Source organism: Leifsonia sp. 563 (genome assembly GCF_040545055.1).
In the GTDB taxonomy this organism is placed as follows: Bacteria; Actinomycetota; Actinomycetes; order Actinomycetales; family Microbacteriaceae; genus Leifsonia.
The window spans coordinates 1-13,425 of the sequence record NZ_JBEPLE010000001.1 but is presented as its reverse complement, the minus strand read 5'-3'; the positions used below and the strand labels follow the sequence as shown (position 1 = coordinate 13,425).

Sequence of the window (13,425 nt, the reverse complement as noted above, 5' to 3'; positions counted from 1 at the left end):
CGGCCGGGCGGACGGCACCGGAAGAGAGTCAGTTGAAGGGCGCCCACTCGTCGAGGTCGTACTCGAGCTCGATGCCGTCGTAGAGGCGGACCCGCCAGACCTTGCTGTTGCCGCCGACATACTGGCCGCGAGCGGTCTCCATCGACCACTCACCGTCGCCGACGCGCTGCCAACGGATCATGCCGACGTGTTCGCGGAGCCGCGGCGCGTGCGGCGGGTGAAGGAAGTCGTCTTCAGACATTTATCCATACCGTCCCCCTCGCTGCCCTCTCATCGTCGCCCAGCGCAGAGAGAAGTCACTACCCCCAAATGTGGGGTCTAGGCTTTTCGGGCACCCGGCGAGGCGGGATCGCTCAGCGCTCGCGCGCCTCGGCCTCGCGGAAGAGGGCGATCATGTCGCGGCCCAGCTGGTGCGGGGCGGTCTCGCAGGGGCTGTGCCCGGTGCGGTAGACGGCGAGGTGGGCGCCGAGGGCCTTCGCGTTCGCGGCGTGCAGGTGGGTCGGCCAGAGGTCGTGATCACCTGTGACGACGAGGAGCGGGATGCCGCTGGCGGCGACGCGCGCGCGCACATCCGGTACCCGCTTCATCAGCCCGACGATGTCGTCGACGCTGGAGCGGCGGGTGAGCGCGAACCGCGACCGCACGAACGCCAGCCGGCTGTCGGACACCTTGTTCTTGTTCGTCGTGATGCCCCAGATCATGAGGCTCGCGCCGATGTGGGGCGTCGCGAACCAGCTGAGCACCCCGATGATCCGAACGCCGCGGAACGACTGCCCGGGCTCGGGCGGCGCCGTCAGGAGGGTGAGCGACCGGAACAGCTCGGGATGCTCCACCAGCGCCAGCTGCGACAGGATCCCCGCGAACGAGTAGCCGAGGACGTGCGCCGGACCGCCGTCGCGCAGGAACGCGACGACGTCGGCCACGAGCAGTCCGTAGGTGTAGTGGCCGCCGGGCACGGGGCCCGCGTCCGCCGATTCGTATTGCCCGGCCAGGTCGAAGCTCTGCACGTAGTAGCCGGCCGCGACGAGGATGGGCGCCAGCAGGTAGAAGTCCTCCTTGGAGCCGGTCACCCCGGGGATGAGGACGACGCGGGGATCGGCGGGATCGCCCAGCGCTGCGACCGCCAGCTCGCCACTGGGGGCGCGGAAGCGCGAGAACACCGTGCCGACGGGCGCGACCGACCAGTCGATATCGGGCAGCGCGGCATCGAGGCGCGCAGCCTCGTCGTCCCCGCCCGTGACCGGACGCCTCTCTCCGATGGACACAGCCATTACGCTAACGCACCACGGCGCGCCCGGTGGGTCAGGTGACGCGGCAGTACGTGGTGAGGTAGCCGATCCCGCCGATGGAGACCGTGACGGTGGACCGGTCGCGGAGGAAGACGGGAGGGGTGCGCGAGTACCCCGCGCCGCCCGGGCTCCCGGTGGAGATCAGGGTTCCCGGCGGGATGGTGGCGGAGCGGGAGAGGAACTCGATCAGCTCCGGGACGCTGCGGACCATGTCGGCGGTCGAAGCATCCTGCAGGATCGCACCGTCGACGTTGGTGGTCAGCCAGAGGTCCTGCGGGTCGGGGATCTCGTCCGCCGTGACGACCACGGGCCCGGTGGGGGTGAAGCCGTCGAACGACTTGCAGCGCGACCACTGCGCCTCCGAGAACTGCAGGTCGCGGGCGGTGATGTCGTTGACCACGGTGTAGCCCCAGACGTAGTCGAGGGCGTCCTGCACGGAGACGTTCCGCGCGGGGCGGCCGATCACGACCCCCAGTTCGGCCTCGTAGTCCACCTGGGTGGAGAGGTCGGCCGGCCAGGTGGTGGTGCCGCCGTGCCCGGCCAGGGAGTTCGGCCAGAGGTTGAAGACGGTCGCAGCCTTCTCGCTCCGCAGCTTCAGCTCGGAGGCGTGCGCGGCGTAGTTCGCGCCGATCGCGATCACGTGCGGCGGGCGGAGCACGGCGGAGGCGTGGCGCAGCTCGTGCACCGGTGGCAGCTCGCGACCGGCGTCTTCCGCCTCGGCGACCGCCGCGCGCACCTCGGCGAGGCCGTCGTCGCCCCGTTCGATGAGCTCCTGCAGGTCCCGCGGCGGCCGGGCCATCACTTCGTCGAGGAAGAGGGCTCCGTCTCCGATGACGGCGGCCAGGCGGGGCCCGGGATCTGCGGCGTTGCTGAGGTGCGAGAATCTCACCGATCCAGGCTATCGGTTCAGGCGACCGCGCCCGGCGCGTCCCGCTCCCTGTCGTGCGCCAGCCGGCGGCGGGCGATGCGACGCCGCCAGGGCGACTGGTCCGGAAGGTGCATGCTGAGCGTCGTATACGCCCAGCGCAGCCGCCGCCCGAAGCCGCGCCAGGTGGAGAACGGGCGCGCCGAGATCCCGACGGTGAGCCGCTCGTCGTACCGGACGACGGTGTCGAGGCTCAAGTGGAAGGCGAGGTCCAGGTCGTCGTGGATGTCGCCACGGTCGCGGTGGACGCGGTCGCGCACATCCAGCCACACCTCGCGGCGCATGGCGAAGTTGGAGCCGAAGATGGGCGGGTTCCCGAGCCAGAGCCCCATCGACCAGAAGTAGCCGCCGATGTAGAGCACCTGCCCGAGACCGGCGACGACCGTGTTGCCGTCGTAGAACACGCCGCGGCCGGTGAGCACGCCGACCTCCGGGGCGTCGACCAGTTCGGCCTCGATGTGGAGCAGCCAATCGGCCGGCGGGCGCGAGTCGGCATCCAGCCGCGCGATGATGTCGCCGGTCGCGGCGTCGTAGCCGGTGGATGCGGCGGGCCAGATCCCGCGCTGCGACTGCTCGACGACGCGGGCGCCTGCCGCGCGTGCGACGTCGGCGGTGCCGTCGCTGCTGCCGTTGTCCACCACGATGATCTCGTCCGCGGGTCGGAGCTGCGCGGCGAGGTCGTCCAGGCAGCGGGCGAGCATCTCGGCGTCATCGAGGGCCGGGATGACGACGGACAGGGAGGGCACGTTCCGATCCTAGGCCTGCCTGGCGGAGCGAGGCCTGCACGGCGGGGCTTCGTTCGCTATGCCCGCCACAGGTGCAGCCCGGCGTAGCTGCGCCACGGCGCCCAGCGTGCGCCGTACTCCGCGAGCCCGCGCGCATCCCCCGGGAGGCCGAGTCGCGCGGCACCCTGCCGGAGCGCCAGATCGCCGGTGAGCAGGATGTCCGGGCTGCCCAGCACCCGCAGGGCGACGTATCCGGCTGTCCACGGCCCGATGCCCGGCAGTTCCATCAGTCGGCGTTCGAGGTCGTCGCGCGACTCGCCGACGTCGATGCTGAGGCGACCGTCGGCCAGCGCCGCGGCGGCACCGACGATCGCGTCGATCCGGCGGGACGGCCCGCGGAGCACCTCCCGCCCGCGCTCGGCGATCGCGGCGGCAGTGGGGAAGAGTCGGGTGAGGGTGCCGCCGCCGGGCACCGGGAGGTCGATGGGCTCGCCGAGCGCGTCGGTGAGCCGGGTCAGCGCGGTGCGGGCTGCGGCGACCGACACCTGCTGACCGATGAGCGCGCGGAAGACGATCTCCTCCGCGTCCACCGCCCCGGGCACGCGGAGCCCGGGCGATGCCGCGACGCTGGGCGCGAGTGCGGGATCGGTGGCCAGCGCCGCGTCGATCGCCTCGGCATCCGCGTCGAGGTCGAGCAGACGGCGCACGCGCGCGACGAGGGGCGCCAGGTCGGCGACGTCGGCGAGGGAGGCGTCGCACTGGACGGCGGGGGATTCGGGCGTGCCGGTGAGGGTCAGTCGCACCACCGCCGGGCCGTGGGGGAGCCGGAGAGCCCGGGCGTACCCGACGCCGCCCTGGCTCGCGTCCGCACCGGCGATCTCCATCCCGTCGATCGCGCGGGCCGCGAGGAAGCCGAGCACCGACGCGCCGTCGAACGGTGCGCGGGCGGGAAGCCGCAGGCTCAGCGTCACCGTGCCGGGCTCGCGGTGCGCGGCGGCGGGGGAGCGGCGGGCGGCGGTCCGGATGGCGCCGGGCGTCAACCGGTAGACCTCGGCCATGGTCTCGTTGAACTGACGGAGGCTGCTGAAGCCGGCGGCGAAGGCCACGTCGGTGATCGGCAGGTCGCTGCCGGTGAGGAGTAGGCGCGCGGTCTGCGCACGGTGGGCGCGGGCGAGCGCGAGCGGGCCGGCACCGAGCTCGGCGGTGAGCACGCGGTTCAGGTGCCGCGGGGTGTAGCCGAGCCGGCGCGCGAGGCCGGGGACGCCCTCCCGCTCCACCGTGCCGTCGGCGATGAGCCGCATGGCGCGGGCGGCGAGGTCGTCGCGGACGTTCCATTCCGGTGAACCGGGCACGGCGTCCGGGAGGCAGCGCTTGCAGGCGCGGAGCCCCGCCTCGTGTGCGGCCGCCGCCGTCAGATAGAAGGTGACGTTGCCGGGCTTCGGCGTCACCGCCGGGCAGCTCGGGCGGCAGTAGATGCCGGTGGTGTGCACGCCGGTGATGAACTGTCCGTCGAAACGCGCATCCTTGGCGCTCATCGCCCGGTAGCGCTCGGCGAACACCGGGTCGGCGAGCGGGCCGTCGGAGCCGGTGCCGGCAGCGCCCGTCGCCGGGCCGGTTGTCGCGACGGACGGGGGATGCTGCAGCGTGCTCATGTCCACCAGCGTGACACCCGCCGCCGACATCCGATAGCGGAAATCGGACATGACCGCGCGGCCGACTCGCCGTCCCGATCGCTAGCCTGGGAGGCATGGACGTACTCGACTGGCTCGCGGCCGCTCTCGGCGAGGAGGCCGCCGACGCCGGCGTGCTGACGACCGACCCCGCACTCCTTGACGCCGCCCGTACCGACCGCTCGGGATGGGTTGCCGAGGGCCGCCCGCTCGCGATCGTGACCGCGCGATCGGTGGCGCACGTGCAGGCGACGCTGCGGGCGGCGAGCGAGTTCCGCGTCCCGGTCGTGCCGCGGGGTGCGGGCACCGGCCTGGCGGGCGGCGCGAACGGCTCCGATGGATCCATCGTCCTCGACGTCTCCGCGATGAACCGCATCGTCGAGATCTCGGCCGACGACCAGCTCGCCGTCATCGAGCCCGGCGTCGTGAACAGCGACCTCAACGCGGCGCTGGAGCCGTACGGCCTCTTCTTCGCGCCCGACCCGGCGAGCAAGGCGATCTCCACCGTCGGCGGGAACATCGCGACCAACGCCGGCGGGCTGCTGTGCGCGAAGTACGGCGTCACGCGCGAGGCCGTCCTCGGGCTGGAGGTGGTGCTCGCGGATGGACGCCTCCTGCGCACCGGGCACCGCACCGTGAAGGGCGTCACCGGCTACGACCTGACCGCCCTGTTCGTGGGCTCGGAAGGGACGCTGGGCGTCATCGTGGGCGCCACCGTCCGTGTTCAGCCGATCCCGCCCGGGGAGCCGGTCACCCTCGGTGCGCTCTTCCCGGATGTGACCGCGGCGGCTCAGGCCTCCGCCCGGATCACGGCGGCTCGACTGCGTCCGGCCGTGATGGAGCTGCTCGACGCGCCGGCGCTCGAACGCATCTCCGCCTACCTCGGCCCGGAGACCATCGAGGACGCATTCGGTGCGACCGGCGGATCGGCCTACCTCCTCGTCCAGTTCGACGGCGCGACGGCGGCGGAGGACGCGGCCGCCGCCGGTGGGCTGCTGACCGACACCGGCGGAACCGTCCGGGTCGCCGCGGATGTGGACGAGGGGGAGCGCCTGCTCGCGCTGCGCCGCGCGTTCCACCCGGCGCTGGCCTCCTCCGGCGAGGTGCTCATCGAGGACGTCGCAGTGCCGCGCTCACGGATGCCGGAGATGTTCGCCGCGATCGAGCGGATCTCCGAGCGGTACGGCATCCCCATCCCGACCGTCGCCCACGCCGGCGACGGCAACCTGCACCCCAACTTCGTCTACACCGGCGACACGGTGCCCGACGCCGTGTGGGATGCGGCGAACGACCTGTTCCGGACCGCCATCGCCCTCGGCGGCACCCTCACCGGCGAGCACGGCGTCGGCGTGCTCAAGCGGCGCTGGCTCGCGGACGAGGTCGGATCGGACTCCTACGAGCTGCAGGTGAAGCTGAAGTCCGTGTTCGACCCTCTCGGCATCCTGAACCCGGGCAAGGTCTTCGGCGGCGCCTGACACGTTGAGGACCCGCACGAGGCCTTAACAGACTCGACCCCCGGTGGTGCGGCGATGCCTGCAGCGCTCCCGGGGGATCGAGTTATGCGTCAAGGATGCCCCCGGCGCGCGGCGAGCGCAACCCCCGATCGCGGCTGCGCGGTGAGCGAACGCGCTTTGACGCCGCACCCCGGCACCGGTTGGATGGGAGGCATGGCAGAGAACACCAACCAGAAGCCGGAAGTCGACGCCCCCGAGGGACCGGCTCCCGAGACCCTCGAGATCGTCGACATCGTCGAGGGCACCGGCCCCGAGGCCACCCCCGGCGCGAAGGTCGACGTGCACTACCTCGGCGTCGAGTACGAGACCGGCGAGGAGTTCGACTCCTCCTGGAGCCGTGGTCAGTCGATCAACTTCCCGCTGAACAACCTCATCAAGGGCTGGCAGGAGGGCATCCCCGGCATGAAGGTCGGCGGTCGCCGCAAGCTCACCGTCCCGCCGGCGCTCGCCTACGGCCCGGCCGGCGGCGGTCACCCGCTGTCGGGCAAGACCCTGATCTTCGTGATCGACCTGCTCGGCGTCAGCTGAACGGATCACCCGACGAACGAAGCGCTCCCTCGGCACGGCCGGGGGAGCGCTTCGTCGTTTGCGGTGTCCCGTGCCGTGCGCGTCGGAAACGGAGGAGATCCGCCGCCGGCACGCCGCAGGATGCCGCGAACGGAGGCGATTCGCCGGGCGGAGGGGCGGAATGTCCTCCCTTTCCGGTCAGCGGGCGCGGGTGGGACGGCACCGGGTGGGACCGCACCCCGAGGGACAGCGGCCTACAGTGCGGGCGGCTGCATCCGGGTCGGGATGGCGATGCGGTTCCAGATGTTGATGGTCGCGATGGCCAGCAGCACGTTCGCCAGGCCTTCCTCGCCGAACTCGTTCAGCGCCCGCTGGTACAGCTCGTCCGGCACGCCGTCCTCGTGGATGAGCGTCACGGCCTCGGTGAGCTCCAGCGCGACGCGCTCGCGGTCCGTGAACCACGGCGACTCGCGCCAGGCGGAGACCGCGAAGACCTTGCGGAGCGGCACGCCGCGTCCCTGCAGGTCGACCGAGTGCATGTCGACGCAGTAGGTGCAGCCGTTGATCTGCGAGGCGCGGAGCTTGATGAGGTCGCCGAGCGGCTCCTCGACCTTGCCGCCGACATAGCCGTCGAGGTTGATGACCTTCCGGTAGCCCTCGGGCACGATGGTGGGGAGTTGGATGCGTTCTGTCATGTCCTCCACGCTAGGAACGCGATTGGCTGCAGGTAAGATCCATTTCGATCGATTCCGATCAGGCCATTCGTCGAGGCTCGGAGGGCATCCTGGACCTGCATGTCGCCATCGGCGATCGAGGCGACCGCGCCGACCGCATCTACCGCCAGCTGCGCGACGCCGTGGTGGATGGGCGGCTGCGCCGGGGTGAGCGGCTGCCGGCGACGCGCGAGCTCGCCGACCGGCTGCAGGTCTCGCGGTCGACCGTCTCGACGGCGTACGAGCGGCTGACAGCGGAGGGCTACCTCGCCGCGCGGGTCGGCGCGGGCACATTCGTCGCCTACACCGGCGCGCCACCGAGGGGACGGGGAGGCGCGGAACGGCGTCCCGCCGCCGTGGACACCCGACGCGGCGCCGCGCATCCGAACGCGACCTGGGCAGACCTCGACGACCCGCTGTGGACCGAGCCGCGCCCGATCGCCTACGACTTCAGCGTCGGCGCGCCCGATCCTGCTCTCTTCCCTCTGGAGACGTGGCGACACTACGTCACGGCAGAGCTCCGCGGCGGCTTCGCCCGCTCGACCCTGTACGCCGACCCGGCCGGGGTCGACCGGCTGCGCGAGGGGATCGCGCGACACCTCGGCCTCGCGCGCTCGGTGGACGCCGCCCCCGACGACGTGCTGGTGACCAACGGCGCCCAGCAAGCGTTCGACCTGCTGGCCCGCGTGCTGCTGACCCCGGGCGACACCGTCCTCGTCGAGGATCCCGGCTACCCGCCCGTCCGGCAGCTGTTCGAGACGACGGGCGCGCGGGTGCTGCCGGTCCCGGTGGATGAGTTCGGCCTCCGCGTCGACCTGCTGCCCCGGGCGCGGCTGCTGTACGTGACGCCGTCGCATCAATTCCCGCTCGGCGGGGTGCTTCCGCTCGAACGGCGGGTCGCCCTGCTGGAGTGGGCCGCGCGCAACGACGCGGTCGTCATCGAGGACGACTACGACAGCGAGTACCGGTTCGGCGCGCGGCCGCTCGACCCGCTCCATCGACTGGATGCCGATGGGCGGGTCGTGTACGTCGGCACGTTCTCGAAGACGATGGCCCCGTCACTCCGGCTGGGTTTCGTGGTCGCGCCGCCGAGCCTCCTGCCTGCGCTGCGGCACGCCAAGCGGCTGAGCGACTGGCACAACGACGTCGTCACGCAGCGGGCCATGGCGCGCTTCATCGACTCCGGCGGTTTCGCACGGCACCTGCGGTCTGCGACCCGCGTCTACGAGCAGCGGCACGACGCGCTCGTCCGCGCGGCGGGGGAGCTGCTGCCGGACTTCCGGTTGGTGCCGTCGGTCGCCGGGCTGCACCTCGCGCTGCTCGCCGACGGGGCCGACGGCGACATCGATGGGCGCCGGGTCGCCGAGCGGGCCGCGGTGGCCGGCGTGGCCGTGCAGCCGGTCTCCCGGTTCCGCCTCGGAGACGGACCGGACGGCCTCCTGCTCGGCTTCGGCGGCATCCCGGTGGAGCAGATCCCGGACGGCCTACGCACGCTCGCGCAGGCCGTCGAGCGCGTGCGGGCGTCGACGCCGAGCGAAGCAATGCCATGATCGGAGGATGACCTCGCCGGATGCGCCAGCGCCCCGCCGTCGCGGACGGCCGGCCAACGTCGACCCCGAGCGGGTGGCGCTGCTCGCCCTGCGGCACTTCGACGAGCACGGGTACGAGCAGACGACGATGGACGACATCGCCCGGCTGGCCGGGATCGGGCGGCGGACGCTGTTCCGCTACTTCCCGAGCAAGCCGGCGCTGGTGTGGGGCGGCATCGAGCCGGTGGTCGGGCGCATGCACGACGTGCTCGACGCCGCCGGGGACGACGAGCCCCTGCGGGATGTGCTGGCCCGCGCGGTGACTGATTCCCTGACGCTGAGCCCCGAAGCGGAGGAGGCCACCCGCCGGCGGATGGCGCTCATGGGGACGCATCCCGCCCTGGTCGGGTTCGGCCTGACGGCGATGGCGGCGAACCGTGGCATCCTCGTCGATTTCCTGGCCCGCCGGCTCGGGGCTGATCCGGAGGGACTGCGCGTCCAGGTGCTCGCCGACGCCATCGGGTCGGCCGACTTCTCGGCGCTCGTCTGGTGGGCGCGCCACGACGACGGACCGCCCGGCCCGGTGGTGGTGGCGGCCATGGACCAGGTGCTGCGGGGCGTCTGAGCGCATCCGGCTGTTCGCGTCGGTCCGGTCTGACTCTCGCCGTGCTGCTCGGCGGCGAGTAGCGTGAGCGCATGCCGATCGAAGACGCATTCCCGCAGGGCACGCCGGTCTGGGTCGACCTCCAGAGCCCGGACCAGCCCGCCGCCGCCACGTACTACCGGTCGCTGTTCGGATGGGAGGTGTCGGCGCCGTCGGCCGACTCCAACGGTTTCGCGCTGGCCAGCGCTCGCGGCGTCCCCGTCGCCGCGCTCGGACCGCTGCCGTCGGATGACGTCCCGACGAGCTGGACGGTCTACTTCTCCGTCGACGACCTGACCGCTGCGGCGGAGGCCGTGACAGGCGCGGGAGGAACGGTGCTGCTGGAGCCTGGGGAACCGGTCGCCGGCATCCGGCTCGCCATCGTCGCCGATCCGGCCGGCGCCGTCTTCGGACTGTGGCAGCGGAAGGACCAGGGCGATCCGTGGCTGCGCGACGAGCCCGGCGCGGTGGACTGGCTGGAGGTGGTGGCCGCCGACCCCGCATCGACCTTCCCGTTCTACGAGTCGGTCCTCGGCGTCGGCATCAGCGAGATGCGCGTGGGGGAGGAACCCTACGGGCTGTTCGACGTCGGCGAGACGAGCGTGGCGGGCGCGTACCGGTCCGACGGCGCCGAGCCCGCCCACTGGCTGGTGTACTTCAATGTGGCCGACCTGGATGCGGCGATCGTGCGCGCGACGGAGCTCGGCGGGACGCTGCGCACCGAGCCGCTCTCCGCTCGCGGTGTCGGCCGGTGGGCCGAGATCGTCGACCCCCAGGGTGCCGGATTCGCGCTCCTCGAGCCGGAGCCGGAGCCGTCCTGAGCGGTGGCCGCGGGGCGGGAGCGCCCCGGATGCTCTGGTAGACTCTTCCAGTTGCCGTCTAACGGCCGCGGATCAAGAGAGCCCAGGCATCAGGCCCCGGGCACCGCGCAACGAGCAGAAAGGGGATCCCTCTATGGCGCTGGATGCAGACACCAAGAAGGCGATCATCGAAGAGTACGCAACCCACCCCGGTGACACCGGATCCCCCGAGGTCCAGGTCGCGATCCTGACCAAGCGGATCAAGGATCTCACCGAGCACCTCAAGGAGCACAAGCACGACCACCACTCGCGTCGTGGCCTGCTTCTGCTGGTCGGTCAGCGTCGCCGCCTCCTCGGCTACCTCTCGGACATCGACATCAACCGTTACCGCTCGCTGATCGAGCGCCTCGGTCTGCGTCGATAACCGCAGCCGGAAGCCGGCGTCTTCGATAGACACCGCGAACTTCTTACGGACGGGCCGTCACCTTCGGGTGGCGGCCCGTTCTGCGTTGCCCGACTGATCACGATTTGCGCCAAATCTCGGTTATGGCGCGTCCATAACCACGATTTGCGCCAAATCTCCCCATGCCCGCTGTGGTGCTTTCATGCTCTTGGCGGATCGTTTACAGCGCTGTAGCGTTGGGCGCACGTTCCGTCTCAAAGGAGAGTTGTGATCCCGCGCCGACTGTCTCTGCCCATCCTCGCGACGCTTACAGCGCTGGCTTTCGGCGTGGGTGTGCTCGCCGCAGTTCCCGCACATCCCGCCGCCGCTGCGACCGCGACCTATAGCAACCCGCTGCCCCTCGACCTGGGCGGCGGAAAGCTCGCCGAGCAGTGCGCCGACCCGGACGTCATCCGGTCGGAGGATCCGGCCGATCCGGCGTGGTACCTGTACTGCACGCGCGACGTCATCGACTCGTCGCTGCGCAACCCTGACGGCTCGCTCGTCTTCTCGAGCATCCCGACCTACCGCTCCGCCGACCTCGTGCACTGGTCGTTCGTCGGCGAGGCGCTGCCCACCAAGCCCGCCTGGATCGGCGACGGCGACATGTGGGCGCCGGACGTCGCGTACGCCGGCGGCCGGTACCTCCTGTATTACACGGCGACGAACACCGTGGCGCCCGGTGGCGGCTCAGCGATCGGTGTCGCCACCAGCGACAGCCCCACCGGGCCCTGGGTCGACTCGGGCGGGCCGGTGGTGGAGCCGATGCCGGCGCCCGGGAGCGCGGACCCGGCCGACCGGAGGTGGGTGTTCGACCCGGAGTTGATCACCGTCGGAGGAGAGCACTACCTATACTTCGGCAGCTACTACGGCGGACTCTCGGTGCGGAAGCTCTCGGCCGATGGTCTGCACTCGGACCCGGCCAGCCAAGTGCAGGTCGCCATCCCGAACCGGTACGAGGGTACTCACGTCATCGAGCACGACGGCTGGTTCTACCTGCTCGGCTCGGCGACCAACTGCTGCTCGGGGCCGCTGACGGGATACGGCGTGTTCGCGGGACGCTCGACGTCGCCTACCGGTCCGTTCGAGGACCGGACCGGCGCACTGCTGCTCGACCCGCGCGTCGGCGGCACCCCGGTGCTGCACCAGAACGGCAACCGCTGGATCGGCACGGGCCACGTCACCAGCGCGGTCGATGCGGCAGGCCAGCGCTGGATGCTGTACCACGCGGTCGACCGCACGGACCCGTACGTCGCGGGCGGCGGCACGTACACCAAGCGCCCGGTGCTGATGGATGCGCTCGACTGGAAGGACGGCTGGCCGGTGGTGCGGGGCGGGGCGGGGGCATCGGATTCCCCACAGCCCGCTCCTGTGGTGACGGCGGATGATCCGGCGGCGTATGCGCCGACGTTCGTCGCCCCGCTCAGCCGGGGAACGCTCCTCTCCGGGTATTCGGACGAGTTCGACGGTGCGGAGATGGACCCCGCCTGGACGTGGGAGCGCGACCCGGGCGCGGCGACGCGATCCCTCTCTGGTGGCGCGTTGCACTGGGACACCCAGGCGGCCGATCTCGGCCCCGACCCGGGAGCCGCCGGCCTTCCCCTCCGGCCGCTGCCGAGCGGTGACTACGTCGTCGAGACGCGCGTGTCGAGCACCGTGCCGAGCGAGGGATGCTGCCAGAACTACGCGCAGGGCGGCCTGGTCATCCACCAGGACGACGCGAATTTCGTGAAGCTCTCGGTCACGTCGATCTGGGAGACCCGGCAGACCGAGTTCGGCAAGCGGGAGACGGCGGAAGGTCCGGGGTATCCCACGTACGGAAACGCCGTCGGCGGCCCGGTGGCGGAGGCGACCGTTCTGCGGCTGAGCAGGACGCACACCGCGACCGAGAACGTCTACACCGCATCCACCAGCGTGGACGACGGTGCGACGTGGGACGAGGCGGGCGCCTGGACGACACCGCTGCAGGCGACGCCTCCCCGGCTCGGGCTGGTGTCGATGGCGGCGGGAGGGTTCACGACGACGTTCGACTATGTGCGGGTGTACGGGGTGGATCCGGCCGCGGCTGCGCCGGGTGGCGGCGGGGCTGCGACGGTCGGGCCTGGCTCGGCGACGCACCCGACGGCGGAGCTCGCCGCGAGCGGGTCGACGGGGGAGCCCTGGATCCCGGGACTCGCGGCGTTGCTCGTGGCCGCGGGCGTCACTGTGCGATTCAGCGGTGCTCGGGGTCCGCTCCCGGCCGGACCTTCGCGTCGTCGCGCACGTCGATCCGGCGACGGCCCTCCGAGCCTTCGCTGACCTCGATCCGCGGGTCGGCGTCGCTCTCGTCGGCGGCGGGGGCGGTCGTCAGCTGGTCGGCGCGGTCGTCTCGGTGGCTCATGCACCGACTCTCCCGCGCTCGCCGCCGTCCGGCAAGGGGTGCCTTCCCCGCACGATTTGCGCCAAATCATCGCTATGGCTCTCGCATAACCGAGATTTGCGCCAAATCTCCGGCGGCGTCCCACTCTCCTGCGACGGGATTCGTGCCGAATCGCGTCCCGCCCTCCTGCGACGGGATTCGTGGGGGGTGGGGGGTGTTTGGGGGGGGGAGCGCCCCCAGGGCGCCGAGCGGAGGGGGGGGGCTCGGCGGGGGGGGGGGGGGGCCGGGGGGGGGGGGGGGGGGGGGCCC

The 13,425-nt window shown here is 71.9% G+C and carries 13 protein-coding genes; 7 read left to right on the top strand and 6 right to left on the bottom strand.

Going from position 1 to position 13,425, the window contains the following annotated elements; translation table 11 throughout:
- Window positions 1–28: 28 nt before the first annotated feature.
- The 5 genes from ABIC47_RS00065 to ABIC47_RS00045 all read right to left on the bottom strand — a co-directional run bounded on the left by ABIC47_RS00065 (window position 29) and on the right by ABIC47_RS00045 (window position 4,621).
- Window positions 29–241: a hypothetical protein gene (locus ABIC47_RS00065; RefSeq protein WP_018190435.1), complete on the bottom strand. Its 213-nt coding sequence runs from the start codon at window positions 239–241 to the stop codon at window positions 29–31.
- Between the two features lie 112 nt (window positions 242–353).
- Window positions 354–1,271 (bottom strand): alpha/beta fold hydrolase, encoded by a 918-nt coding sequence (locus ABIC47_RS00060; protein WP_020075160.1) that lies wholly within the window; start codon window positions 1,269–1,271, stop codon window positions 354–356.
- A 31-nt stretch (window positions 1,272–1,302) separates the two neighbouring features.
- Complete coding sequence (locus ABIC47_RS00055; protein WP_354476211.1) at window positions 1,303–2,178, bottom strand: fumarylacetoacetate hydrolase family protein; 876 nt, start codon at window positions 2,176–2,178, stop codon at window positions 1,303–1,305.
- A gap of 17 nt (window positions 2,179–2,195) precedes the next feature.
- Window positions 2,196–2,960 (bottom strand): glycosyltransferase family 2 protein, encoded by a 765-nt coding sequence (locus tag ABIC47_RS00050; RefSeq protein WP_354476209.1) that lies wholly within the window; start codon window positions 2,958–2,960, stop codon window positions 2,196–2,198.
- Window positions 2,961–3,016: 56 nt separating this feature from the next.
- Window positions 3,017–4,621: an AlkA N-terminal domain-containing protein gene (locus ABIC47_RS00045; RefSeq protein WP_354478670.1), complete on the bottom strand. Its 1,605-nt coding sequence runs from the start codon at window positions 4,619–4,621 to the stop codon at window positions 3,017–3,019.
- Window positions 4,622–4,686: 65 nt separating this feature from the next.
- Between ABIC47_RS00045 and ABIC47_RS00040 the strand changes: the two genes are divergently transcribed.
- Both ABIC47_RS00040 and ABIC47_RS00035 read left to right on the top strand, forming a co-directional pair.
- Window positions 4,687–6,084 (top strand): FAD-binding oxidoreductase, encoded by a 1,398-nt coding sequence (locus tag ABIC47_RS00040; protein WP_354476207.1) that lies wholly within the window; start codon window positions 4,687–4,689, stop codon window positions 6,082–6,084.
- A 192-nt stretch (window positions 6,085–6,276) separates the two neighbouring features.
- Window positions 6,277–6,651 (top strand): FKBP-type peptidyl-prolyl cis-trans isomerase, encoded by a 375-nt coding sequence (locus ABIC47_RS00035; RefSeq protein WP_018190441.1) that lies wholly within the window; start codon window positions 6,277–6,279, stop codon window positions 6,649–6,651.
- 233 nt (window positions 6,652–6,884) lie between these two features.
- On the opposite strand, the gene ABIC47_RS00030 is transcribed toward ABIC47_RS00035, so the two are convergent.
- Window positions 6,885–7,325: a carboxymuconolactone decarboxylase family protein gene (locus tag ABIC47_RS00030; protein WP_020075156.1), complete on the bottom strand. Its 441-nt coding sequence runs from the start codon at window positions 7,323–7,325 to the stop codon at window positions 6,885–6,887.
- 41 nt (window positions 7,326–7,366) lie between these two features.
- Here ABIC47_RS00030 and pdxR point away from each other — a divergent pair, with 41 nt between their 5' ends.
- The 5 genes from pdxR (at window position 7,367) to ABIC47_RS00005 (ending at window position 13,055) form a co-directional block, all read left to right on the top strand.
- The gene (pdxR, locus tag ABIC47_RS00025) at window positions 7,367–8,893 is read left to right on the top strand and encodes a MocR-like pyridoxine biosynthesis transcription factor PdxR (protein ID WP_502910222.1); all 1,527 of its coding nucleotides are present in this window, start codon (window positions 7,367–7,369) and stop codon (window positions 8,891–8,893) included.
- A 7-nt stretch (window positions 8,894–8,900) separates the two neighbouring features.
- The gene (locus tag ABIC47_RS00020; protein ID WP_354476202.1) at window positions 8,901–9,497 is read left to right on the top strand and encodes an acyl-CoA-like ligand-binding transcription factor; all 597 of its coding nucleotides are present in this window, start codon (window positions 8,901–8,903) and stop codon (window positions 9,495–9,497) included.
- A gap of 71 nt (window positions 9,498–9,568) precedes the next feature.
- Window positions 9,569–10,336: a VOC family protein gene (locus ABIC47_RS00015; protein WP_354476200.1), complete on the top strand. Its 768-nt coding sequence runs from the start codon at window positions 9,569–9,571 to the stop codon at window positions 10,334–10,336.
- 133 nt (window positions 10,337–10,469) lie between these two features.
- Entirely contained in the window at window positions 10,470–10,739 is a 270-nt protein-coding gene (gene rpsO, locus ABIC47_RS00010; protein WP_018190446.1) for a 30S ribosomal protein S15, read from the top strand.
- Between the two features lie 246 nt (window positions 10,740–10,985).
- Entirely contained in the window at window positions 10,986–13,055 is a 2,070-nt protein-coding gene (locus ABIC47_RS00005; protein ID WP_354476198.1) for a family 43 glycosylhydrolase, read from the top strand.
- Window positions 13,056–13,425: the final 370 nt, after the last annotated feature.

What these genes read in the sequence shown, in the direction of transcription:
- ABIC47_RS00065 (WP_018190435.1), bottom strand. Translation starts at nt 241, where the DNA reads ATGTCTGAAGACGACTTCCTTCACCCGCCGCACGCGCCGCGGCTCCGC.
- ABIC47_RS00040 (WP_354476207.1), top strand. Translation starts at nt 4,687, where the DNA reads ATGGACGTACTCGACTGGCTCGCGGCCGCTCTCGGCGAGGAGGCCGCC.
- ABIC47_RS00015 (WP_354476200.1), top strand. Translation starts at nt 9,569, where the DNA reads ATGCCGATCGAAGACGCATTCCCGCAGGGCACGCCGGTCTGGGTCGAC.
- ABIC47_RS00020 (WP_354476202.1), top strand. Translation starts at nt 8,901, where the DNA reads ATGACCTCGCCGGATGCGCCAGCGCCCCGCCGTCGCGGACGGCCGGCC.
- rpsO (WP_018190446.1), top strand. Translation starts at nt 10,470, where the DNA reads ATGGCGCTGGATGCAGACACCAAGAAGGCGATCATCGAAGAGTACGCA.
- ABIC47_RS00045 (WP_354478670.1), bottom strand. Translation starts at nt 4,621, where the DNA reads ATGTCGGCGGCGGGTGTCACGCTGGTGGACATGAGCACGCTGCAGCAT.
- ABIC47_RS00030 (WP_020075156.1), bottom strand. Translation starts at nt 7,325, where the DNA reads ATGACAGAACGCATCCAACTCCCCACCATCGTGCCCGAGGGCTACCGG.
- ABIC47_RS00060 (WP_020075160.1), bottom strand. Translation starts at nt 1,271, where the DNA reads ATGGCTGTGTCCATCGGAGAGAGGCGTCCGGTCACGGGCGGGGACGAC.
- ABIC47_RS00035 (WP_018190441.1), top strand. Translation starts at nt 6,277, where the DNA reads ATGGCAGAGAACACCAACCAGAAGCCGGAAGTCGACGCCCCCGAGGGA.